Genomic DNA, 21,567 nt, shown 5'->3' on the forward strand with positions numbered 1-21,567 from the left:
CCACGACGGCCAGGGCGCCGGGGTAAAGAACTTTGATATCGGCGGCGTGCAGTTCGACGTGGCGGCTGTGTCGCAGGTGAAATCCTGCAGCCCGGAAGTGATGGCCGACGAGACCAACCCGTCGCGCATCACCTGTACCGGCAGCTCCGACACCGGCGACAACGGCCACTACGCGCTGACCACCAAAACCCACAACATCAAGGCCGGGCCGATCGACGTCGAGGTGTACGCCAACTACGGCTTTGACTCAAAGGCGGTGGACAGCGACGCGCGTCTCGAAGCCTGGCAGGGCGGCCTGGTGCTGAGCCACACCAACGACAGCGGGGTGAACAAGGTGATCCTGCGCTATTCCGACAACTCGGATAACAGCGTCTACAACAAGACCGACGACCTGACCACGGTCTACGCCAGCTTCGAGGGCAGCCATAAGTTCACCCAGCAGGCGCAGGTGGAATATCTGCTGGCCTTCCATGACTACGACAACGGCAAAGATAATACCGACAACCGCAAAAACTACGGCGCCATCGTGCGGCCGATGTACTTCTGGAACGACGTGCACTCCACCTGGCTGGAAGCGGGCTACCAGCGCGTGGATTACGACCAGGGCGGGGATAACCACGGCTGGAAGCTGACGCTGTCGCAGAACATCGCCATCGGCATGGGGCCGGAGTTCCGTCCGATGCTGCGCTTCTACGTGACCGGCGGCCAGGTGGACAACGAGCACACCGCGAAGGTCAACAACACCAAAGACCAGCAGCTGGATTCGCTGAACGTCGGTGGGATGTTTGAGGCGTGGTTCTGATGCGATAGCGTTGTCGAAGGAGCGTTCCCGGCTGGCGCTACGCTTAGCCGGGCTACAACTGAGGAGGCCTGCGGGATTCCACCCCCAGGCCCGCGCAAGCGCAGCGCCGCCGGGCGGTCAGGCACCGTACCCGCGGCTGTGCCGGATGGCGGCATACATGCCTTATCCGGCCTACAGAAAATCGCCTTCCCCCCAGGACCGGCAAGCAACAGCTCCGCCGGGCAGTCAGCCCCGTGCCCTGGTGGCGTCATCAATTCTTTATCTCTGGCTTAATCGGCGGGCGATGCGCTCAAGCTTCATCATCAACAGCAGCGTGACGCCCACCAGCACAATGGTCAGCGCCGAGCCATCGGCGATATTGCCGCGATCGGTGAGGCTGAAAATGGTCACCGGCAGCGTCGTCCAGCCCGGCGGATAGATCATCACCGTCGCCCCTAGCTCTCCCATCGACAACGACAGGCTCAGCGCCAGCGCCGAGATCATCCACGGCGTCATCAGCGGCAGCGTCACATGGCGCAGGCGATACCACGGCGAAGCGCCCAGGCTGGAGGCGACGTTTTCAATATCAGCGGAAATACGCGCCAGCCCGGTCGTTACGTTGCTGAAGGTAAAGGCGGAGATCAGCACGAAGTGCGCCGCCAGAACGATAAAGAAGGTGCCGTTCATCTGCAGCGGCCCCTGGCTAAACGCCACCAGAATGCCCAGTCCGACGGAAACCGAGGGGATAGCGCTGGGCAGATAAAACGCCAGGCCAAGATATTTCTGTAGCGTCGCGCCATACTGGCGCAGCGCCAGCGCCGCCCACATCCCGCACAGCAGCGCCAACAGGCTGGCGCAGAAGCCCACCATCAGGCTCGAAAACAGCGAATCCCACGCCGCGCCGCGAAAGGCGTTAACAAAGTGGGCAAAGGTAAAGCCGGTGGGCAGCAGGCCGTTCCATTGTTTACTCAGGCTGGAGAGTAAAATCACCGCCAGCGGCAGCAGGAAAACGCCGGCAAAAAGCGTCACCGCCAGCGCGCCCGCCGCCGCGCGGCCTTTACGCGACCAAATCAACATCGTTAACTCCTTACGCCAGTGCGCGCCGCCGCCAGCCGATAGAGCATAAACAGCCCCAGCGACAGCAGAATATTGATCAGCGCAATCATGCAGGCCACGCTGTAATCCGACTCCAGAATCGCCTTGCTGTAGACCATCATCGGCAGGGTATTGACCCCTTTGGCGCCAATAAACAGCACGATCCCGAACTCGTTAGTGGTCAACAGCAGGCACAGGCTGCCGCCCGCCATCAGCGCCGGGAGCGCCGCCGGGAAGATAACCTGGGTAATCACCCGTAGCGGATGGGCGCCGAGAATACTCGCCGCTTCCAGTTGGCTCTTATCTATCTGCCGCAGTCCCGCCATCAGCGGGCGCATCACCAGCGGCGTAAAGACGGTAATCTCCGCCAGAATCACGCCGTTAATCGAATAGAGGAAGTCTACCGGCGGCAGTTCAAAAGCAAACAGCGCCATCAGGGTGCCGTTGAGCAGCCCCGCCGAGCCGTAAATAAAGGTGAATGCGAGAGTGATAAGAAAGGTCGGCAGCGCAATAAAAGTATCAATGACCCGGCCCACCAGTTGGCTTCCGGGGAACGGAATAAAGACCAGAATCAGCGTCAGCACGCTGCCGAGCACCAGGCAGCCAAGGGTAGCGAACACCGCAATCTGTAAGGTATTGAGCAGCGCGCCAATAAAGCGCTTAGAGTCGATCACCTGCCAGAAGGTCTCGAGGCTCAGGTTGCCGCTGGCGTCGCGCAGCGCCTGTTCGGCGATCAGCAGTAGCGGATAGAAAAATAGCGTCGCCAGCACCAGCAGCGGCAATGCCAGCCACAGGTAAGGCCGTAAGTTTCGCGCCGGACGCGCAAGCGTGAGGGTTTGCGCCATCATTGCACCTCGATCAGAACCGCATCGCCAGGTTCGAAGTAGAGCGCCAGCTTGTCCCCCGCGCGCGGCAGCGGGTTCACGTGGGTCATGACGATCCGCACCGCTTCGCCGGCAACATCGCACAGCAGATGCGTCAGATCGCCCTGCCAGTGTACCGAGGTCAGGGTAGCATTGAGACGATTACTAGTTGCCGATCGCGGCGCCAGGCTCATGTGCTGCGGGCGAATGCATAACAGCTTGTTGTTGCCATGCAGGCCGCCCCGGCTGAAGGCGTTAATCAGGCCGCCGCCACAGCTCACGCTAACCAGCCCCGGCTCGGGGCTGTCTTTCAGTGCCGTCGCCTGCAGGATATTGGCGCGGCCGAGGAATTCGGCGCTAAAGCGGTTCGGCGGATAGTGGTACAGCTCGTGCGTTTCACCGTGGGCGATCAGCGACCCGTCTTTCATGATGCCGATTTTGTCCGCCAGGGTCAGCGCTTCGGTCTGATCGTGGGTGACGTAGAGAATGGTGAGCTCCGGCAGTTCGCGATGCAGACGGGCAATCTCTTCCACCATGTTATGGCGAATTTGCGCATCCAGCGCCGACAGCGGTTCATCAAGCAACAGCACCCGAGGACGCACGGCAATCGCGCGGGCTATCGCCACGCGCTGCTGCTGGCCGCCGGAAAGCTGATGCGGGTAGCGGGTGGCGTAATCCGCCATGCCGACGATTTTTAAGGCTTCAGTCACCCGCTCGGCGATAAGCCCCCTGGGCTGCTTCTGCGCCCGCAGGCCGAAAGCAACGTTATCTTCCACCTTCATATGCGGGAACAGCGCGTAGTTCTGCACCACCATCGCCAGCCCGCGTTTGTACGGCGGCAGCTGGGTGACGTCAGTATCGCCGATCAGGATCCGCCCGCCAGCCGGTTTCACAAAACCAGCAATCGCCCGCAGCACCGTGGTTTTCCCGGAACCGGAAGGGCCAATCAGCGCCAGCACCTCACCGGGCTCAATGGTCAATGACAGCGGTTTTAAGACCACGTTGCCGTGGTATGAAACGCGCAGCGAGTCCAGGGTGATCCCGGACGTCCCCGCCAGCGACGGGGAAGAAGTGACGGTGGTTTTCATCAACATCAGGCTTACTCGCTATCGGTCACTTTATGCCAGCGGGCAATGTCAGCCGACAGCGATACCGCGACATCGTCCCAGTTAGGTTCCCAGCTCTTCACGCCGTCGAGCGCCGCTTTCGCCGCCTTAAAGTTAGCATCATCCGGCGCCACATCGCTGCGTACCGGCAGGCCCCAGGAGCGCGCACTGACGCTGGATTGCGCCGGTTTATCCAGCAGGAAATTGATCAGCTTTTTGCCGTTTTCGCTGTTCGGTCCGTTCTGCACCAGCCCGATGGTGTAGGGCAGCGCCAGCGCGCTGCGCTCGCCTTTGTCATCCGCCGGCCAGAAAATTTTAACGTTCGGGTTACGCGCCATCTGCGACAGGTTCATCTGCAGATCGCCGTTGGCGACGTACAGCTCGCCTTTGTTGACCAGCGCCGTCAGCTTACCGGTCGAGGCCGATGGGCCAACGTTATTGGCCTGCAGCTTGCCCAGATACTCGAAGCCGGCGTCTTTGCCGCCGAGGCTGTGGAACGCCTGCAGCATCACCGCGGTACCGTCGCCCGCCTGGCCCGGCGTGGAGTACTGCAACTTGTTCTTAAAGCGGCTATCCAGCAGATCCTGCCAGCTGGCCGGCGCGGTTTTCAGCAACTGGCCGTTATAGATGAAGGTCAGATAGTTGTTCACCAGCGGCGAATAGCGGTCGTTGGCGCCGGGGATCTGCGCGCTACCTTGCGGGGTAAAAGTTGCCAGCAATTGCTCTTTCGCGGCGCGCTGGATAAACGGCGGCACCGTGACCAGCACATCAGCCTGCGGATTGGTGCGCTCCTTGGCCAGACGCTCGACGATCGCGCCGGAGCCGCCTTCCACATACTGCACTTTGATGCCCGTCGCTTTGGTGAAGGCAGCGAACTGGCTCTGATACCAGCTGTTATCGCCGTCATGCAGGCCGTCGGCGGAGTAAACCGTGACGACGCCGTCCGCCCAAACCGGAGAGCTGGTCAGCGCGAACAGGGACAGCAGAGCAAGTCGGGAGAGTTTCATCGTGTAAGCCTCATCGCAGTTAGTTATTCTGGTGTAGACCAGATTTGCCTTCACGCTACCGATGGTTTATGACAAAACGATGAAAGAAGTGTGTCGAAGGAGTTAAAACGAGCGGGATGCGTAGCCCCGGTAAGCGCTAGCGCCACCGGGGAGATCAAAAAATTTAACTAATAAAATCAATGGGTATCGACTTCGATCCGCAGGCTGTCATGCCGCCAGTATTCGATATCATAATCGAGAATACGCCCATGCTGATCGTAATTCAGCCTGCGCAACAGCAGCGCCGGGCGCCCCTCCATCACCCCCAGCGCCTCGGCGGCCTGCGGCGGCATTGAGGTGGGATAAAACGACAGATGCATACTGGTATAGATCAGGTCGTAGTGAGTTTGATAAATCTCGGTCAGACTGCCGTTGAGATCGTGGCGCAGCAGCTCAGGCACCCGCGCGGGCAGACAGTGGTTTTCGCAGTAGCACACCGGCCGGCCGTCGGCATAGCGCAGCCGGGTCAGCAAATAGACCTGATCGAAGGGCTGCAGCGCCAGAGGCGCCATTACATCCAGCGGCACGGCAGCCAGGCGGCCATCAAGCAGCACCGTTTTCGGTTCGCGCCCCTGCTCGAGACACAGCTTGTGGAAGTTGGTATTTTGCGTCGGATCCAGCCACAGACGCTCCGGCGTCACAAACCAGCCGCGGCGGTCGGCGCGGTAAATCACGCCGCTGGCCTCCAGCTGCGCCAGGCTCTCACGCACCGTAATCCGCGTCGTGTTGAACAGCGCGCACAGCTCGCGCTCGGAAGGCAGCTTGTCGCCGCTTTTGAGGGCGCCGTTTTGAATACGCGCCTGCAGCTGCGCCTTAATCATCAGGTATTGCGGCATCTCGCCAGAGGGTGATTTCATGTTTACTCACTGCCACTTTTCGTGCGCTCATTATACATAGCCAGATGAATTTTTTGTTGCAGCGCCACATTTCCTTTGACCCTTTCCCGGCTTTGTCTCCATGATAACTATAAATCTGGTATAGACCAAATGGTGAGACAAATGACTTCACGAAATTACCTGCTGCTGACCCCCGGCCCGTTAACCACCTCCCGTACGGTGAAAGAGGCGATGTTGTTCGATAGCTGCACCTGGGATGATGATTACAATCTCGGCGTGGTACAGACCATTCGCCAGCAGCTGGTGCAGTTGGCTACCCCGGCCGACGGTTATACCGCAGTGCTGCTGCAGGGTAGCGGCAGCTACGCGGTCGAAGCGGTGCTCGGCAGCGTCATCGGCGAACAAGGCAAAGTGCTAATCGTCAGCAATGGCGCCTATGGCGCGCGTATGATTGAGATGGCGCAACTGATGGGCATCGCCTGCCACCCTTACGACTGTGGCGAAGTCTCCCGTCCGGACGCGGCCGCGATCGAACAGATCCTGCAGAACGACCCGGCGATCACCCATATCGCGATGGTACACAGCGAAACCACCACCGGTATGCTGAATCCGATCGAAGAGGTGGCCGAACTGGCGAAACGGTACGATAAACGCTATATCGTCGATGCGATGAGCAGCTTCGGCGGCATTCCACTGGATATCGCCGCGCTGAATATTGATTACCTGATAAGCTCCGCCAATAAATGCATTCAGGGCGTGCCGGGCTTTGCCTTCGTGATTGCCCGTGAAGCGGAGCTGGCCGCCTGCAAAGGCCGTTCGCGCTCGCTGTCGCTGGATCTGTACGCCCAGTGGCGCTGCATGGAGGACAACCACGGTAAGTGGCGCTTCACCTCGCCGACGCATACCGTGCTGGCCTTCGCCCAGGCGCTGAAAGAGCTGGCGCAGGAGGGCGGCGTCAGCGCTCGCCATCAGCGCTACCGCAACAATCAGCGCCGGCTGGTCGCCGGGATGCGCGCGCTCGGCTTCCGGCCGCTGCTCGACGATAGCCTGCACTCGCCGATCATTACCGCCTTTTATTCACCGGATGCGCCGCAGTATCGCTTTCACACCTTCTACCAGAAGCTGAAAGATCAGGGCTTCGTTATCTATCCGGGCAAAGTATCGCAAAGCGACTGCTTCCGCATCGGCAACATTGGCGAAGTCTACGACGCCGATATCACCGCCCTGCTGGCGGCTATCGACAACGCCATGTACTGGAAACATTAAGGAACCGCCATGAACCGTATTAGCGCACTGATCCTTGACTGGGCAGGCACCACCGTAGACTTCGGCTCTTTCGCCCCGACGCAAATCTTCGTCGAGGCCTTCCGCCAGGCCTTCGATATTGAGATAACCCTTGAAGAGGCCCGCGTGCCGATGGGGCTTGGCAAATGGCAGCACATTGAGGCGCTGGGCAAACTCCCCGCTGTCGACAGCCGCTGGCAGGCCAAATTCGGCCGCGCGATGACGGCCGCGGATATCGATGCGATCTACGCCGCGTTTATGCCGCTGCAAATCGCTAAGGTTGTCGATTTTTCCGCACCAATAGCCGGCGTGGTCGACACCATCGCCACGTTTCGCGCCGAGGGCCTGAAGATCGGCTCCTGCTCGGGTTATCCGCGCCCGGTGATGGAAAAGCTGGTACCGGCCGCCGCCGCCCAGGGCTACGCCCCGGACCACTGGGTCGCCACCGATGACCTTGCCGCCGGCGGTCGTCCGGGCCCGTGGATGGCGCTGCAGAACGTGATTACCCTGGGCATAGACGATGTGGCCCACTGCGTGAAGGTCGACGACGCCGCGCCGGGCATCAGCGAAGGGTTACATGCCGGGATGTGGAGCGTCGGGCTGGCGGTGTCCGGTAACGAATTCGGCGCAACCTGGGAGGAGTACCAGGCGATGTCGAAAGCGGAAATCGCCACCCGCCGCGAGCGGGCGGCAGGCAAACTGTATGCCGCCGGGGCGCATTATGTGGTTGATACCCTGGCGGACCTGCCGGAAGTGATTGCCGACATCAATGCCCGGCTGGCAAAAGGCGAGCGGCCTTAAGCGGGTGAATTCACCTTCACTTTGGCCGCCACCAGCAGGCCGGTAAACAGCATCAATATCCCTGACAACACCAGCGGCGACAGCAGCCCTAAGTGGTCAAGCGCAATGCCGCCGACCGCGGCGCCGCAGGTGTTGGCCAGCTGGATCACCGCCACCTGAATCGACCCGGCTTTTTCCGCCTGATCGGAGAGGGAACGGGTGATCCACGTTGACCACCCCACCGGGATCAGCGCAAACGCGAAGCCCCAGATAATCGCCACCGTCGAGGCGATGATTTTGCTCTCTCCCCACAGCACCAGCGCCACCGCGCAGGCGGTCAGCACCAGCGGCGCGATCGCCAGCGCCGCTTTTACCGAACGCTTGAGCAGCACCGAGGAGAGCGAGGTGCCGATAAAGCTGGCGATACCAAAGCTCAGCAGCACCAGCGTCAGGCCGTCGACATCAAACCCGGCGAGGGTCATGTACACCGGGCGAATATAGGTAAAGAAGGCGAACTGTCCGGCAAAAGCCATGAAAATGGCGCACATTCCGGCCATCACCCCCGGACGCTTCAGCAGACCAAACATATTTTGCTGCTGAGAAGCCGATTCACCGGGCAGCGACGGCAGCGCTTTCAGCACCCAGAGCGTACACAACACGCCCATCACCGCCGCGCCGTTAAAGACGTTGCGCCAGCCGATAAGCCCGCCAAGGAAACTGCCCAATGGGGCAGCAATTACCAGCGCGATCGATACCGCGCCGAAAATAATCGATAGCGCTTTCGGCACCACGCGCATCGGCACCAGCCGCATGGTCAGCGATGCGGACATCGCCCAGAAACCGCCGAGCGCCAGGCCCAGACAGGCGCGCCCCAGCAGTAGCAGGGTGAAGCTATCAGCGAAAGATACCAGCAGGCAGGAAAGGGTCAGCAGCAGCGAAAACAGGATAACCACGTAGCGGCGATCGGTTTTACCTATCACCGTGGTGATAAACAGGCTGGAAAACATCGCGACGAATGCCGTCGTCGTCACCGACTGCCCGGCCATCCCTTCGGAGATGCCTAAATCCAGCGCCATCGGCGTCAACAGACTGACCGGTAGAAATTCGACGGTAATCAGGCAGGCAACGCAGAAAGCAACCGCGAAGACCGCCGACCAGTTTGGTCGCGCCAGCTCGCGTGCATGGGGTTTGGTTTCATTTGAATGACTCATGAGTGACCTGCGAAGAAAGTGGCGGAAAGCTGCGCAGTGTAACATTTTGTTTGTGACGCATTTAACGTTTTCGCAACTATTCTCGCTTTTCATAAGAGGATGCGTAGCTGCTCGCATGTTTAAAAAAACGATGCTTGCTATCGCTTTAACAAATCTCAGGAGAATTTAATATAGCACTATGTGCTATACTTTTAACGACAGGATGTCAGCAATGCGTATCTTCAAAACCAAATGGTTCGCCAGAGAGGCTAGCTCTCATGGCATTTCCGACGACGAGCTCTATCAGGCAATTCAATCTGCGCTTCAGGGCAAAGTGGTTGATTTAGGAGGAGGGGTTTATAAAAAGCGACTCAACAAGAATCGCGATCGCGCAATCATCCTTACCAAAAGCGCAGAGTATTGGTTTTATACCTTTCTATATGCCAAACAGGATATGGCCAATATCAACCATCGCGAATTAATGGGGTTTCGTGAGTTAGCAAAACACTATGCCAATCTCTCTGAAGAGAAAACGACGGTCTTAGTTAAAAGTAAAGAACTGGTGGAGATTTGCGATGACAGCAAAAAATAAATACAAAAGCCCGGCTTTCGAAGCGATCCATAGCGCTGCGTCGGGGCTATTCAGCGTTGGCGCAATCCCACAGGAAACAATGCGCCATTTTGATGAATCATGTCTCGGTAGCGTAGCCGCACTTCAACCCATTGAAATTAAAGCGCTACGTGAACAACTCAATGTTAGCCAACCCGTGTTCGCTCGTTATCTGAATACCAGCGTGTCTACCGTGCAAAAATGGGAGACTGGCGCTAAGCGACCAAGCGGAATGTCATTAAAATTGCTTAGCGTCGTACAAAAACACGGCCTGAAAATCCTACTGTAGTTATCCTGCCGGATGGCGCTTACGCTTATCCGGCCTACAAGTGACGAGTGCGGAAACCGTAGGCCGGATAAGGCGCAGCCGCCATCCGGCACACAAAAGCGATGAACCACAGGCCGGATAACAATGAGATCAGTGCAGCCAGTGCACGCCGTCTTCCGGGAGAAACAGGTCGTTGTAGCGCTGCTGTAGGTTATGTAAATCGCTCACATCCGGGTCCAGCTCGCGCAGAAACCCTTGCGCCAGGCGGATCTGCGCCTCGGTAATCGGCGCCGCTAAACGCGCTTTTTGCATCAGGCGATACCAGTAATGCAGGTTTTTTTCGCTGGCGTCGACAATCGCGACCTGCCAGATGAGCAGCACCTGGGCGGCGTTCTGCAGATGCGCTTCATTCGGCCGCTCCAGGTAACGCAAATACTCATTACCGGCGGTTTTTCCCAGCTGATCGATCATCGATTCCAGCGGGACAGGCGTGATGCCGAGGCGTTCGCTCAGGCGGCGGATCGCGCGGCGTGAATCAGAGGTAAGCACCCGAAATCCCACAACAAACACCACTACCAGGGTGGCCAGTCCTATCCAGATCATGCATCCTCTCATCCAATCGCAGCCTGTCTATCATAATGGGAATTTGCCTGCTGTCGACTGTCGGACCTGGCATAATGCGCAAGAAATAAAAAAGCCCGGCGCGAAGGCCGGGCAAGGTTACCAAATACCTGGTGAATCAGGCGGTCTGCAAAATACGGTTCTTTTTCTCGCGGCGAATTTTACGCTCTTCAAAGATAGCCACGATGGCCATCAGGCAGATACAGCCGACGGCGGCGGCGTCCAGCGCCGCAAAGGTGCCGGCCCAGCCGGTCAGGCCGAAGACCGGGGTGCCGTCGGCGATCATCCCGAGACCCAGTTTGGCGAAGCTATCGCCGATCAGATAGGCGAAGGTGCCCTTGATCCCATCGGCGGCGCCGATCGCTTTTTTCGGTACGAAACCGACGGCGGCGACGCCGATCAACAGCTGCGGACCAAACACCAGGAAGCCCAGCGCAAATAACGAGGCCAGATAGACGTACTGGTTGCTGGCGTGTTGGTAAACCCCGAGGGTGGCGATAATCAGCGCCAGCGCGATGCAGGCCACCAGCGCGCGGCGGCCGTTGGCCAGATCCGACAGCCAGCCCCACAGTAGCGTGCCAACCAGCGCGCCGACTTCAAACAGGGTAAAGCCCTGAATCGCCACCTCTTTAGACAGCTTCAGCTCCTGGAAGGCGTACACGGTGGACCACTGATCGATACCGATACGCACCACGTAGAGGAAGATGTTGGAGAAGCACAGCAGCCAGATCACTTTGTTTTTCAGCACGTACTCAACAAAGATCTGCCACTTGGTCATCGCATTTTCTTCGGTCTCTTTGTCCTCTTCGCTGATCGCTTCGCCAAACAGCTCTTCCGCCGTGCCGAGGCCGTAGGATTCCGGAGAGTCGCTACCGTAGCGCAGGCCGATAAAGCCAACGATCAGCGCAATAATCGACGGGAAGATAAACATGCCGATCACATGGCCGTCGAACAGATAGTTGGCGCCAAACAGCGCCACGCCCGCCGCGCCCGCGCCGCCGAGGTTGTGGGAGATATTCCAGAAGCCGAGGAAAGTGCCGCGTTTGCGTCTGGGCGTCCACTTGGTGATGGTGGAATAGCTGCACGAGCCGCCGGTGCTCTGGAAGAAACCGCTCAGCGCATAGAAGGCGATCATCAGGAACAGGCTGGTAGAACCCGCCCCCATGCTGGCGCTAAAGCCCAGCATACAGATGGCGGAGAGGATCAGCATAAACGGCAGGAACTGCTTGGTGTTTTTGCCGTCGGCATAATAAGAGACCAGCGTCTTGCCCACGCCGTAGGTGATGGAGAAGCCCAGGCCAATCATCCCCAGCTGGGTCATGCTCAGCCCGTAGGTGGAGATCATGTCGTTCTGCGCGATGTTAAAGTTCTTGCGGATCAAGTACATGGTCAGGTAGCCGATGAAAACCACCAGATAGGACTGCATGAAAGGTTTGAACCACATTTTGCGCCGCACATCGAGCGGCAGATCCAGGGTCGGCTTGCGCACCTGATTCAGAAAGGCCAGCATGGGTATCTCCTGAGCTGATTTTTTATGCCTGCGTAATAACCAGGCATTGTAAAAACCAGCGCGCCGTCTGGCCTGAGACGGCGTCCAGGTAAAACCGGGAAAATTTCTTAGTTTTGTCCCGTTCGCGGCGAAAGGGTGAGCTACATCACGCTTCGCTGGCGGTACGCGGCGCCTGCGCGTTTAAAAACGGCAGCAGCAGCAGCGCGGAAATGCCGGCGGCAATCGCAATCACCACGAAGAATCCGGTCCAGTGCCAGATATCCATCACCTGCGCCAGCGGCCAGCCGGAAAGCGAGGCGCCAAGATAAGCGAACAGGCCGACAAACCCGGTTGCCGCCCCGGCGGCTTCTTTATGCGAACATTCCGCCGCCGCCATGCCGATCAGCATCTGCGGGCCGAAAACGAAGAAACCGGTAGTGAAGAAGCAGGCCGCCTGCATGACATAGCTGGCGAACGGCATCAGCCACAGGCCGCCAACCGACAGCAAAATTCCGGCGGCGAAAATCAGGTTCATCGGCCCACGGTTGCCGTTAAACAGCTTATCCGAGCCCCACCCCGCCACCAGCGCGCCGATAAAACCGCCCAGCTCAAACATGGTCACCGCCGAGTTAGCGGTCACCAGATCGACGCCGAGCGTCTCCGACATATACAGATTGCCCCAGTCGTTAATCGCCGCCCGCACCACGTACACCAGCACATAGCACAACGACAGCAGCCAGATGTAGGGATTGGCCAGCACGTAGCGGGTCAGGATCGCTTTACGAGACATCCCAGCGCCTTCCTGCTGCTGGGCGATTTCCAGCGCATCGTGACGCCAGTCGCCCACGGCGGGTAACCCCACCGCCTGCGGGCGATCGCGCAGCCGCCAGCACAGATACAGTCCGGCGAGGATCGCCAGACAGCCGGCAATGGTCATCCTGGCACGCCAGCCGTAGTGCAACGCCGCCGCTCCCACCACCATCGGGATCAGCGCGCCGCCGACGTTATGCGCCGTATTCCATAGCGCCCACCAGCCGCCGCGCTCGGTCCGCGAATACCAGGCCGTCAGCAGTCGGGCGCAGACCGGCGAGCCCCAGCCCTGGAAGAAGGCATTCAGCGCCCACAGCAGCGCGAAAGCCCATAGTGAGGAAGAAAAACCGAACAGAATATTCACCACCCCGGTGGCGATAAGCCCCAGCCCCATAAAATAGCGGGCGTCGGAGCGGTCGCTGACGATACCGGAGAAAAATTTCGACAGCCCGTAGGTGATATAGAACAGCGTGGCCAGCAGGCCAATATCGCTGCGGGTCAGGACGTTGCTGGCGAGAATTTCCGGGACCGCGGCGTTAAAGCTTTTGCGGGTGAAATAGAACAGCGCGTAGCCCAGCCAGATGGTCAACAGGATATGGCGACGCCAGTAGCGATAACGCGCATCAAGTTCGCGTTTATCGCTAATCGGCGCAGCGTCCGGCGGGGCTTTTAAAAAGGCGAACATCGGCGATCCTCTCAGGCGTAACGCAGCGGTAGATTGACGCACACCCGTGTACCATGGGTGCAGGAGATCGTCAGTGTGCCGCCCAGGGCGGTCACGCGCTCGCGCATGCCGGTCAGGCCGAACCCCTGCAGATTCGACCCCGGCGGCAGGCCGCAACCGTCATCTTCCAGCACCAGCATTAGTCGCTCATCCTGCTGCCAGCCCTGCAGAGTGACAGCGCTGGCGCTGGCGTGCTTGACGATATTATTCAGCCCCTCCTGGCAAACGCGAAACAGGGTCACGCGCTGGTTCTCGCTCAGTCCCGCCTCGTTAATCCGCCAGTCGAGATGGCTGACAATGCCGCGGTCCTCCAGCTCCATCTCGCGCATCAACGAACGTACCGCCTGCTCCAGCGGCAGGTCGTCGAGCTGACGCGGACGCAGACGGCCCAGCAGTCTACGCACCGAGTCGTAAACTCCCAGCGACAGCTGTTCTATCAGCTGACCGCTCTGGCGCACGCTGGCGTTGTCCGGCGCCAGCCGCTGTACGATCCCGGCCTGGGTGCGGATCGCGGTGATGGTCTGGCCGATATCATCATGGAGCTCGCGGGCGACGTCTCGCCGCACGCTCTCTTCGGTCTCCAGCAGGCGTTCCGCCAGCCGACGATTACGCGCCAGCTCGCTTTGTAATGACTGGTTCAGCTCGCGTAGCCGCTGGATCCCCGCCCCCAACAGCAGCCCGGTGAGGCTCTGTGCCAGCAGGGAAAGCAATAAATCGACCGGGTGATCGTGCCAGGTCTGGCTGGCAATCAAGGCGATAGCGTTCATCAGGGCGGCGATCAGCGCTCCCTGCCAGCCGTAGTGCCAGGCGAGGGCGATAATCGGCAGCGCCAGACAAAACGGGGTAAAGCGGGAGAGCTCGGCGGGCAGGCCAAGCTGCAGCCACAGGCTAATGGTGAATAACAGCAGATACCAGATCAGATGCCGCCCGCGCCAGTTAACCGGCTGCGCCACCAGCGCCGGCCCCAGCGGCCGCCAGACGGTGCTGGTAAGATAGTGCCAGAAAACCAGGCAGGTCGGCGCCAGCGTCAGGCCGCCGGTCAGCGTCAACAGCAGGGCGTTAAGCCCCTCGTCCCCCTCCGCCAGCCACGGCAGCGATTGCAGCAGCGCGGCGGCCATTAACGCCCCGCCCTGACGCAGCAGCGTCAGCCAGTCGCGCTGCTGCCGGTAGCGCGAGATCAACGCCACCGGCAGCAGAGTCAGCAGGCTTCCGGTCATCAAAATTATCGGGTGCGCCAGCGCCACCTCCTGCGCCAGCCAGAAGATAAGCAGCCACTCGGTTCCCAGCAGCACTGGCCAGTAGCCGCGGGGGCATTGCAGCATTAACCCCAGCCGCAGGCCAAAGGGAAACAGCAGCACCGCTAAATCCGCGCGTTCCACCAGATGCAGACTGATGCTCCACAGGCAGAACCAGGCGGCCGCGAAGATAAAGGCGCAGCCGATGACCGACAGCAATCGTGAGACGACGGCCTTCATTGCCAGCTATCGAACATGCGGCGCGCCAGCTCAACGTCGTTGCTGACGCCCAGCTTTTCCAGCAGGTTGGCGCGGTGTACGTGGACGGTTTTCGGCGACAGACCGAGCTCGGCGGCAATCTCTTTCACCGCCATGCCCTGCGCCAGCTTTTCCGCCACCTGACGCTCGCGTTTGGTGAGCGGATCCTGGCGCCCGGCGGCCAGCTTCATGGCGATATCCGGCGTGAGATAGCAACCGCCCGCCGCCACCGTGCGTACCGCGGCGATAAGTTCATCGGGGCTGCAGCGTTTCGACAGGAAGCCGCGCGCGCCGGCGTTCAACGCCTGCTCGATCAGCGCCGGGCTATCGTGTACCGACAACATGATGGTCGCCATCCCCTTCGGCAGCTGGCTGAGCAGCTCCAGCCCGGAAATATCCGGCATGGAGATATCGCAGATACAGACCTGCACGCCGCGCCCCGGTAGCCCCGTCAGCGCCTCGCGGCCGCTACCAAATTCGGCGACAACCTGAAAATCAGCTTCCAGCCCCAGCAGCTGAGCAAAGCCGGAGCGGACAATCAAATGATCGTCAATAAGGGCGATGGTGGTCATGGTGTGTCCTGGTGCCTGAAAACGCCGGATGGCGGCGTAAACGCCTTATCCGGCCTACAGATTCACTGCCTGTAGGCCGGATAAGCGCAGCGTCATCCGGCAAAGGCGCTTACCTTAGCGATAAGCGCGTGGCTGTTCAAGCCTTGAGCGCTATTCGAAGAACACCGCAATTTTGTTAAACATGGTGGGATCGGACTGGTTACGCGCCACTTTGGTGACATCTTCCAGCTTTTCAATCTGGCTAATCATCTGCCCCAGTCGCTGGTCATCATTTACCAGCAGCCAGATGCGGCTGTGTTCGCTGCCCTGAATTGGCAGACAGAGAATGCCTTCGACGTTAAACGCGCGACGGGCAAAAAGCCCGCACACGTGGGTCATGACGCCGGGATGGTTGCGGACGGTGAGTTCCAGAATGACGTTATCACATTGTTTTTGCATGGCTTATTCCCCCACCATTTCAGTATTGGCCGCACCCGGCGGTACCATCGGATACACTTTCTGCTGTGCGTCGATGCGCACGTGGATCAGCGCCGGCCCCGGACGGTCGATAATCGCCTGCAGCGCCGCCTGCGGATCGACTTCATTATTTAAATCACAGGTTTGCAGGCCAAAACCGGCGGCAATCTGCATAAAGTTAATCATCCCCGGATAGGTGGCGGCAAAAACGCCCTGCTGATAGAACAGGCTCTGCTGCTGATGCACCAGCCCCAGCGCTTCGTTGTTCAGCAGGATAATTTTTACATCCAGCTGATTTTCGGCGGCGGTGGCCATCTCCTGAATATTCATCATCAGGCTGCCGTCGCCGGAGAAGCAGATAACCTTGCGCTGCGGATTCGCCAGCGCCGCGCCGATGGCTGCCGGCAGGCCGAAGCCCATGGTGCCGAGGCCGCCGGAGGTCAGCCACTGGCGCGGACGATTGAGCGGGTAGGCCTGCGCCGTCCACATCTGGTGCTGGCCAACGTCGGTAGTGATGATCGCTTCATCATCCACGCAGGCGGCCACGGCGTTAATCAGGCCGTAATGGGAGAGCGGGTCGCTTTCCTGCGGGATGGCGCAGGGGAATTCGCGCTGCAAGTCGGCCACCAGCTGGCGCCATTCCTCGCGCGGCTGCGCCTCAATCTGCGGGTTCAGCTGGGCTAAGACTTCCGCCACATCGCCCTGAATCGCCACGTGCGGTTGCTTAATTTTGCCCAGTTCGGCGCGGTCGATATCGACGTGGATAATCTTCGCGTTCGGGCAGAACTGCTCGGTCTTGCCAATCGCCCGGTCATCAAAACGGGCGCCTAAAACAATCAGTAAATCCGCCTCCTGCAGAATGAAGTTGGTGCTGCGCGCGCCGTGCATCCCCAGCATCCCCAGCGACAGCGGGTGCGCCTTCGGCAGCATGCCCAGCGCCATTAAGGTCATGGTGGTCGGCAGGTTGGCTTTTTCCGCCAGCTCACGGATCGCCTGCGGCGCGTTAATCACCCCGCCGCCCAGATACAGTACCGGGCGTTTCGCCGCGTTGATCATTGCCGCCGCTTCACGCACGCTTTCAGGCGCGAATGCCGGTGCCGGGGCGCGCTCGCCAGGCTCAGGCAGCGCTTCCAGCTCAATGGTCGCCGACTGCACGTCCTTAGGAATGTCTATCCACACCGGCCCGGGACGTCCGGACTGGGCAATACGGAAGGCGTCGCTGATCACCTGCGGCAGCTCGGCAATGTCGCGCACCAGATAGTTATGTTTGGTGATGGGGATAGAGATGCCGTAGGTGTCCACTTCCTGGAAGGCGTCGGTACCGATCATCGAGGCCGGTACCTGGCCGGTGATGCAGACCAGCGGAATCGAATCCAGGCGGGCATCGGCGATCGCCGTCACCAGGTTCGTCGCCCCCGGGCCGCTGCAGGCCATACAGACCGCCGGCTTGCCTTCGGTACGCGCCATCCCCTGGGCGATAAAGCCCGCGCCCTGCTCATGGCGCGCCAGGATGTGGCGGATCTGCGTGCTCTGGCTTAAGGCATCGTAGATAGGCAGGATGGAGCCGCCCGGAATGCCGCTGACCATAGTGATACCCTGGCGCTCCAGTAAATGAACAACCAGCTGCGCGCCGGTAAAGCGCATTGTGTTTGATGTGGTGCCCGAACTTGCCATGCTCCAGTCCTTTTCTTCTGGGCCGACTTTACCGGGGGGCTCGCCAACAAAAAACCCCGCTCGGTTTGCGCCGGCGGGGTTTGGAATTCGTGTTGTTCCGGACCCTACGGCGCATTGCCGACGACGACCACCACAGACACGACGACCACCGCGGCTGGCGCGGTTTTTAGTAGGGTCGAAGCGATCAGGGTTGCGTTCATTAGGGACCTGTTGTGTCGAAAAATAAGCTGAATTTATACAAACACAGGTTTTACGTTTTCACAATGGATTTATTTTCATCCACGAAAATTTGCGCGAAAGATCACAGTTCGGCGCAAAAGGACAGAAAACAAAAAACCCCGCCGGAGCGAGGTTTTTATCAGCATGGTTACAGGTGGTAGCCGCAAGCACACTGTATTACGTCAACGCCAAAAGTATACGCGATCGCTGCAGTTCGCGCAATTTAAGGTCGGTTTTTCTCTGTCATAGAGTATGGATGAGAGGGGCGGATTTGTCCAAAAAATACTGTTCATCCATACAGTGTTTATCTATACTGGGTGTGTTCACTTTGTGCCATTCGGGGGCCGCAAGTTTGACCGGCGCAACGAAGTCCTGGCTGAAACGGGTGGTGCCGTCAGTGCCTTAACCCCGAGAGAGCACACTGTGTTACGTCAACAACGTGCAGTCACTGGCCCGCGCGGCAACGCGTGGCTCAGCGCTGCGCACCCCTGTCGTTGCAGGCGGCGGGCCGGGAAGCCGTTCATGGAAAGGACGAACTATCGGCCAGGGCAGACGCCGCCGGCGACAGGCAGGGATAAGCTGGCAACGGGCAGCGGAAAGGTACGTCAGCTTATTGTGCTCCTTAACCACAGGAGACGCGCGTATGGGCGGAATGGATATTATTATTTTGATCCTGAAACTCATGGTTGCTGTGTTGCAACTACTTGATGCAGTCCTGAAACAGTTCCGCTGATTCAGGTTCAAGTCGCACCTGAGGGGGGCGGGAAACCGCCCCCCTGCAGGCGCCCGCCGGGCGTCCCGGGATGACTTGATGGAGGAAGCTATGCCACCCCTGTTAATTGCCGCCACGACGCCGGATGCCCCGGGGTTCGCGGCGCTACGAATTGAAAGCCTTGAACAGCATTTCAATATGCTGCGCCGCCTGGCGGAAAACTGGCAGAGCGGCAAAAACCGCTTTAACGCGCCGGGCGAAACGCTGCTGGGCGCCTTCGTCAACCACCAGCTGGTAGGGGTATGCGGCATCAATAGCGATCCCTTCAGTCCGCAGCCGCGGGCCGGGCGCATTCGCCACCTCTACATCAGCGAACGCTACCGTCGCCGGGGCATCGGCCAGCAGCTGCTGGTCTCGGTTATCACCCACTCCAGCGCCTGGTTCGACTTTCTCAACACCCATGCCCCGGCGCAGGCCTGGCCCTTTTATGAAAGGCTTGGTTTCCGCCCGGTGTACGATGAACCGCGGGTGACGCATCGCCTGTTTTGTTCGCTTTAACCCCCCGCTGGCAGGCAGCGCGGGCGCGTGTTACATTCCGGTGACCTTCACTGTTGAACCTGTCTGCGATGACCCTCACCGTATTCTGCATTTTGCTGTTCGCCGCCCTGCTGCACGCCAGCTGGAACGCTATCGTCAAAGCCAGCGGCGATAAAATGTACGCGGCGATCGGCGTCAGCGGCTCGGCCGCGCTGATCGCCCTGGTGATGCTCCCCTTTGCCCCGCAGCCCGCGCTGGTCAGCGCCCCCTATCTGCTGGCGTCGTGCGCGTTACAGGTGGTGTATACGGTGCTGGTGGCGAAGACCTACCAGGTATCGGATATGAGCCAGACCTATCCGCTGATGCGCGGCACTGCGCCGCTGCTGGTGGCGGCGATAAGCGTGCTGTTCCTCGGCGATCGTCTGTCGCCGCTGGCCTGGCTGGGTATCGGCGTCATCTGCCTGGCGATTCTGGCGATGGCCTTTAACGGCCGCGCCAGCTCGCGCAAAGGCATCGTGCTGGCGCTGATCAACGCCTGCTTTATCGCCGGTTATACGCTGGTGGACGGCACCGGCGTCCGGCTGGCGGGCTCGGCGCTGGGCTACACCCTGTGGACCTTTTTTATGAACGGCTTCTGCCTGCTGTGCTGGGCGATGGTGGCGCGACGGCGTGAGGCCAGTCGTTATTTACGTCAGCACTGGAAAAAAGGCATCCTCGGCGGGATCGGCACCATGGGCTCCTACGGCCTGGCGCTATGGGCGATGACCCAGGCCCCGCTGGCGGTGGTCGCCGCGCTGCGTGAAACCTCCATTCTCTTCGGCGCGCTGATCGCCTTTATCGTCCTGAAAGAGCAACTGATGCCGCTGCGCATCGTGGCCGCCTGCGGGATTGCCGCCGGGGCGATCCTCCTGCGCCTGGCGTAGCCTGAGATGGCAACATTAGTTGCCGTTCCTGTTTACATAATCTGCCTGGAATTCCCTCAACAATCGGCACTTTGCAGTTGTTCTGTCATTTTAATATGGTAGATTCCTCCATCGTTTACGGGATGTGGTAGTCACATATTCTTCATTTCTCTTTACTCACAAAGTATTCATCGACATGAAACGGCATAAGAACTTCAATTTGTTGTTGATGCTGGTACTGCTGGTGGCCGTCGGCCAGATGGCGCAGACCATTTATATTCCGGCCATCGCCGACATGGCGGTCGCGCTGAACGTCCGCGAAGGGGCGGTACAAAGCGTGATGGCGGCCTACCTGCTGACCTACGGTATTTCACAGCTATTCTACGGCCCGCTCTCTGACCGCGTCGGTCGCCGCCCGGTGATCCTCGTCGGGATGTCGATTTTTATGCTGGCGACGCTGGTAGCTATTACCACCCATAGCCTGCCGGTGCTGATCGCCGCCAGCGCCATGCAGGGGATGGGCACCGGGGTCGGCGGCGTGATGGCGCGCACCCTGCCCCGCGACCTGTACGAAGGCGCTCAGCTGCGTCATGCCAATAGCCTGTTAAATATGGGTATTCTGGTCAGCCCGCTGATTGCCCCGCTGCTCGGCGGCATCCTCGACACCCTGTGGAGCTGGCGCGCCTGCTACGCTTTCCTGCTGGTCCTGTGCGCCGGGGTGACCTTCAGCATGGCGAAGTGGATGCCGGAAACGCGCCCGGAAGGGGCGCCGCGCACCAAACTTCTGGCCAGCTACAAAACGCTGTTCGGCACCGGCGCCTTTAACTGCTATCTGCTGATGCTGATCGGCGGCCTGGCGGGGATTGCGGTATTCGAAGCCTGCTCCGGGGTGCTGATGGGCGCGGTGCTCGGCCTGAGCAGCATGGCGGTGAGTATTCTGTTTATTCTGCCGATCCCGGCGGCGTTCTTCGGGGCGTGGTTTGCCGGCCGCCCCAACAAGCGTTTCCCGACCCTGATGTGGCAGTCGGTGATCTGCTGCCTGCTGGCGGGTCTGATGATGTGGATCCCAGGGCTGCTGGGCATCATGACCGTCTGGACCCTGCTGGTGCCTGCGGCGCTGTTCTTCTTCGGCGCCGGGATGTTGTTCCCGCTGGCCACCAGCGGCGCGATGGAGCCGTTCCCGTTCCTCGCCGGAACCGCCGGGGCGCTGGTGGGCGGCTTGCAGAATATCGGCTCCGGCGTGCTGGCCTGGCTGTCGGCGATGATGCCGCAAACCGGTCAGGGCAGCCTCGGCCTGCTGATGATGCTGATGGGCCTGTTGATTCTGCTGTGCTGGCTGCCGCTGGCCTCGCGCTTTACCCACCATCAGCAGCCGGTATAAGCGCGGCGGCCGTTCCCCGGATGGCGGCTGACGCCTTATCCGGGCTACCGGACTGGTCGTCTGCCGGCCCGCGCAAGCGCAGTGCCGTCATTTTGCCGGGTGGCGGCGCACGCCCTAC

General features: G+C 59.9%; 24 protein-coding genes. 10 read left to right on the forward strand and 14 right to left on the reverse strand.

Going from position 1 to position 21,567, the window contains the following annotated elements:
- Window positions 1-802, forward strand: an 802-nt coding sequence (locus KHQ23_RS12210) for a carbohydrate porin (RefSeq protein WP_148722431.1), incomplete at its 5' end; no start/stop codon positions are given.
- Between the two features lie 258 nt (window positions 803-1,060).
- Here KHQ23_RS12210 and phnV read toward each other — a convergent pair.
- The 5 genes from phnV to phnR form a co-directional block, all read right to left on the reverse strand.
- Window positions 1,061-1,858: a 2-aminoethylphosphonate ABC transport system, membrane component PhnV gene (gene phnV / locus KHQ23_RS12215; RefSeq protein WP_004145044.1), complete on the reverse strand. Its 798-nt coding sequence runs from the start codon at window positions 1,856-1,858 to the stop codon at window positions 1,061-1,063.
- Window positions 1,859-1,860: 2 nt separating this feature from the next.
- Complete coding sequence (phnU, locus tag KHQ23_RS12220) at window positions 1,861-2,721, reverse strand: 2-aminoethylphosphonate ABC transporter permease subunit (RefSeq protein ID WP_038992284.1); 861 nt, start codon at window positions 2,719-2,721, stop codon at window positions 1,861-1,863.
- A complete protein-coding gene (gene phnT / locus KHQ23_RS12225) occupies window positions 2,721-3,833 on the reverse strand; it encodes a 2-aminoethylphosphonate ABC transport system ATP-binding subunit PhnT (RefSeq protein ID WP_038992282.1) in 1,113 nt (370 codons plus the stop codon). The genes phnU and phnT overlap by 1 nt, the downstream gene beginning before the upstream one ends.
- A 5-nt stretch (window positions 3,834-3,838) precedes the next feature.
- Window positions 3,839-4,852, reverse strand: a complete 1,014-nt coding sequence (phnS, locus tag KHQ23_RS12230; RefSeq protein WP_020953275.1) for a 2-aminoethylphosphonate ABC transporter substrate-binding protein — start codon at window positions 4,850-4,852, stop codon at window positions 3,839-3,841.
- Between the two features lie 176 nt (window positions 4,853-5,028).
- On the reverse strand, window positions 5,029-5,748 hold the full coding sequence (gene phnR, locus KHQ23_RS12235) for a phosphonate utilization transcriptional regulator PhnR (protein WP_004145049.1): 720 nt from the start codon (window positions 5,746-5,748) through the stop codon (window positions 5,029-5,031).
- Between the two features lie 141 nt (window positions 5,749-5,889).
- Between phnR and phnW the strand changes: the two genes are divergently transcribed.
- Window positions 5,890-6,993: a 2-aminoethylphosphonate--pyruvate transaminase gene (gene phnW, locus KHQ23_RS12240; RefSeq protein WP_038992278.1), complete on the forward strand. Its 1,104-nt coding sequence runs from the start codon at window positions 5,890-5,892 to the stop codon at window positions 6,991-6,993.
- A gap of 9 nt (window positions 6,994-7,002) precedes the next feature.
- Window positions 7,003-7,812, forward strand: a complete 810-nt coding sequence (gene phnX, locus KHQ23_RS12245; protein ID WP_016532492.1) for a phosphonoacetaldehyde hydrolase — start codon at window positions 7,003-7,005, stop codon at window positions 7,810-7,812.
- Here phnX and nepI read toward each other — a convergent pair.
- Window positions 7,809-9,002 (reverse strand): purine ribonucleoside efflux pump NepI, encoded by a 1,194-nt coding sequence (nepI, locus tag KHQ23_RS12250; RefSeq protein ID WP_004186250.1) that lies wholly within the window; start codon window positions 9,000-9,002, stop codon window positions 7,809-7,811. The genes phnX and nepI overlap by 4 nt on opposite strands.
- A gap of 211 nt (window positions 9,003-9,213) precedes the next feature.
- On the opposite strand from nepI, the gene KHQ23_RS12255 reads away from it, so the two are divergent.
- Window positions 9,214-9,573, forward strand: a complete 360-nt coding sequence (locus KHQ23_RS12255) for a type II toxin-antitoxin system RelE/ParE family toxin (RefSeq protein WP_004151518.1) — start codon at window positions 9,214-9,216, stop codon at window positions 9,571-9,573.
- Window positions 9,557-9,880, forward strand: coding sequence for a DNA-binding transcriptional regulator (locus tag KHQ23_RS12260; RefSeq protein ID WP_004173862.1), 324 nt, complete (start codon window positions 9,557-9,559; stop codon window positions 9,878-9,880). The genes KHQ23_RS12255 and KHQ23_RS12260 overlap by 17 nt, the downstream gene beginning before the upstream one ends.
- 129 nt (window positions 9,881-10,009) lie before the next feature.
- Here KHQ23_RS12260 and KHQ23_RS12265 read toward each other — a convergent pair whose 3' ends face one another.
- The 8 genes from KHQ23_RS12265 to ivbL form a co-directional block, all read right to left on the reverse strand.
- Window positions 10,010-10,462 carry a DUF1198 family protein gene (locus KHQ23_RS12265; protein ID WP_002923278.1) on the reverse strand — a complete coding sequence of 151 codons (453 nt, stop codon included), beginning with the start codon at window positions 10,460-10,462 and terminating at the stop codon, window positions 10,010-10,012.
- A 136-nt stretch (window positions 10,463-10,598) separates the two neighbouring features.
- Window positions 10,599-11,990, reverse strand: a complete 1,392-nt coding sequence (gene uhpT, locus KHQ23_RS12270; protein ID WP_002923280.1) for a hexose-6-phosphate:phosphate antiporter — start codon at window positions 11,988-11,990, stop codon at window positions 10,599-10,601.
- Window positions 11,991-12,135: 145 nt separating this feature from the next.
- The gene (locus tag KHQ23_RS12275; protein ID WP_211776959.1) at window positions 12,136-13,464 is read right to left on the reverse strand and encodes an MFS transporter; all 1,329 of its coding nucleotides are present in this window, start codon (window positions 13,462-13,464) and stop codon (window positions 12,136-12,138) included.
- Between the two features lie 11 nt (window positions 13,465-13,475).
- Window positions 13,476-14,957 (reverse strand): signal transduction histidine-protein kinase/phosphatase UhpB, encoded by a 1,482-nt coding sequence (gene uhpB / locus KHQ23_RS12280; RefSeq protein ID WP_073553676.1) that lies wholly within the window; start codon window positions 14,955-14,957, stop codon window positions 13,476-13,478.
- A gap of 17 nt (window positions 14,958-14,974) precedes the next feature.
- The gene (gene uhpA, locus KHQ23_RS12285) at window positions 14,975-15,568 is read right to left on the reverse strand and encodes a transcriptional regulator UhpA (protein WP_002923282.1); all 594 of its coding nucleotides are present in this window, start codon (window positions 15,566-15,568) and stop codon (window positions 14,975-14,977) included.
- A 150-nt stretch (window positions 15,569-15,718) separates the two neighbouring features.
- Window positions 15,719-16,006: an acetolactate synthase small subunit gene (gene ilvN, locus KHQ23_RS12290; protein ID WP_002923283.1), complete on the reverse strand. Its 288-nt coding sequence runs from the start codon at window positions 16,004-16,006 to the stop codon at window positions 15,719-15,721.
- Between the two features lie 3 nt (window positions 16,007-16,009).
- Complete coding sequence (ilvB, locus tag KHQ23_RS12295; protein WP_004173858.1) at window positions 16,010-17,698, reverse strand: acetolactate synthase large subunit; 1,689 nt, start codon at window positions 17,696-17,698, stop codon at window positions 16,010-16,012.
- A gap of 104 nt (window positions 17,699-17,802) precedes the next feature.
- The gene (gene ivbL, locus KHQ23_RS12300; RefSeq protein WP_002923286.1) at window positions 17,803-17,898 is read right to left on the reverse strand and encodes an ilvB operon leader peptide IvbL; all 96 of its coding nucleotides are present in this window, start codon (window positions 17,896-17,898) and stop codon (window positions 17,803-17,805) included.
- Between the two features lie 12 nt (window positions 17,899-17,910).
- Here ivbL and KHQ23_RS12305 point away from each other — a divergent pair, with 12 nt between their 5' ends.
- The 5 genes from KHQ23_RS12305 (at window position 17,911) to emrD (ending at window position 21,449) form a co-directional block, all read left to right on the forward strand.
- Window positions 17,911-18,078 carry a hypothetical protein gene (locus KHQ23_RS12305; protein WP_004150272.1) on the forward strand — a complete coding sequence of 56 codons (168 nt, stop codon included), beginning with the start codon at window positions 17,911-17,913 and terminating at the stop codon, window positions 18,076-18,078.
- 452 nt (window positions 18,079-18,530) lie between these two features.
- Entirely contained in the window at window positions 18,531-18,650 is a 120-nt protein-coding gene (gene tisB, locus KHQ23_RS12310; RefSeq protein ID WP_004145059.1) for a type I toxin-antitoxin system toxin TisB, read from the forward strand.
- A gap of 90 nt (window positions 18,651-18,740) precedes the next feature.
- Entirely contained in the window at window positions 18,741-19,187 is a 447-nt protein-coding gene (locus KHQ23_RS12315) for a GNAT family N-acetyltransferase (RefSeq protein WP_002923294.1), read from the forward strand.
- 68 nt (window positions 19,188-19,255) lie between these two features.
- Window positions 19,256-20,089: a DMT family transporter gene (locus KHQ23_RS12320; protein ID WP_002923296.1), complete on the forward strand. Its 834-nt coding sequence runs from the start codon at window positions 19,256-19,258 to the stop codon at window positions 20,087-20,089.
- 175 nt (window positions 20,090-20,264) lie between these two features.
- Entirely contained in the window at window positions 20,265-21,449 is a 1,185-nt protein-coding gene (emrD, locus tag KHQ23_RS12325) for a multidrug efflux MFS transporter EmrD (RefSeq protein ID WP_004181587.1), read from the forward strand.
- Window positions 21,450-21,567 lie beyond the last annotated feature (118 nt).

This window comes from Klebsiella sp. 64 (assembly GCF_018223915.1).
GTDB lineage: Bacteria > Pseudomonadota > Gammaproteobacteria > Enterobacterales > Enterobacteriaceae > Klebsiella > Klebsiella pneumoniae.

Bases quoted from the DNA above. Each gene is read 5' to 3' on its own strand.
- phnV (WP_004145044.1), bottom strand. From the start codon at position 1,858: ATGTTGATTTGGTCGCGTAAAGGCCGCGCGGCGGCGGGCGCGCTGGCG.
- phnU (WP_038992284.1), bottom strand. From the start codon at position 2,721: ATGGCGCAAACCCTCACGCTTGCGCGTCCGGCGCGAAACTTACGGCCT.
- phnT (WP_038992282.1), bottom strand. From the start codon at position 3,833: ATGTTGATGAAAACCACCGTCACTTCTTCCCCGTCGCTGGCGGGGACG.
- phnS (WP_020953275.1), bottom strand. From the start codon at position 4,852: ATGAAACTCTCCCGACTTGCTCTGCTGTCCCTGTTCGCGCTGACCAGC.
- phnR (WP_004145049.1), bottom strand. From the start codon at position 5,748: ATGAAATCACCCTCTGGCGAGATGCCGCAATACCTGATGATTAAGGCG.
- phnW (WP_038992278.1), top strand. From the start codon at position 5,890: ATGACTTCACGAAATTACCTGCTGCTGACCCCCGGCCCGTTAACCACC.
- phnX (WP_016532492.1), top strand. From the start codon at position 7,003: ATGAACCGTATTAGCGCACTGATCCTTGACTGGGCAGGCACCACCGTA.
- nepI (WP_004186250.1), bottom strand. From the start codon at position 9,002: ATGAGTCATTCAAATGAAACCAAACCCCATGCACGCGAGCTGGCGCGA.
- KHQ23_RS12255 (WP_004151518.1), top strand. From the start codon at position 9,214: ATGCGTATCTTCAAAACCAAATGGTTCGCCAGAGAGGCTAGCTCTCAT.
- KHQ23_RS12260 (WP_004173862.1), top strand. From the start codon at position 9,557: ATGACAGCAAAAAATAAATACAAAAGCCCGGCTTTCGAAGCGATCCAT.
- KHQ23_RS12265 (WP_002923278.1), bottom strand. From the start codon at position 10,462: ATGATCTGGATAGGACTGGCCACCCTGGTAGTGGTGTTTGTTGTGGGA.
- uhpT (WP_002923280.1), bottom strand. From the start codon at position 11,990: ATGCTGGCCTTTCTGAATCAGGTGCGCAAGCCGACCCTGGATCTGCCG.
- KHQ23_RS12275 (WP_211776959.1), bottom strand. From the start codon at position 13,464: ATGTTCGCCTTTTTAAAAGCCCCGCCGGACGCTGCGCCGATTAGCGAT.
- uhpA (WP_002923282.1), bottom strand. From the start codon at position 15,568: ATGACCACCATCGCCCTTATTGACGATCATTTGATTGTCCGCTCCGGC.
- ilvN (WP_002923283.1), bottom strand. From the start codon at position 16,006: ATGCAAAAACAATGTGATAACGTCATTCTGGAACTCACCGTCCGCAAC.
- ilvB (WP_004173858.1), bottom strand. From the start codon at position 17,698: ATGGCAAGTTCGGGCACCACATCAAACACAATGCGCTTTACCGGCGCG.
- ivbL (WP_002923286.1), bottom strand. From the start codon at position 17,898: ATGAACGCAACCCTGATCGCTTCGACCCTACTAAAAACCGCGCCAGCC.
- KHQ23_RS12315 (WP_002923294.1), top strand. From the start codon at position 18,741: ATGCCACCCCTGTTAATTGCCGCCACGACGCCGGATGCCCCGGGGTTC.
- KHQ23_RS12320 (WP_002923296.1), top strand. From the start codon at position 19,256: ATGACCCTCACCGTATTCTGCATTTTGCTGTTCGCCGCCCTGCTGCAC.
- emrD (WP_004181587.1), top strand. From the start codon at position 20,265: ATGAAACGGCATAAGAACTTCAATTTGTTGTTGATGCTGGTACTGCTG.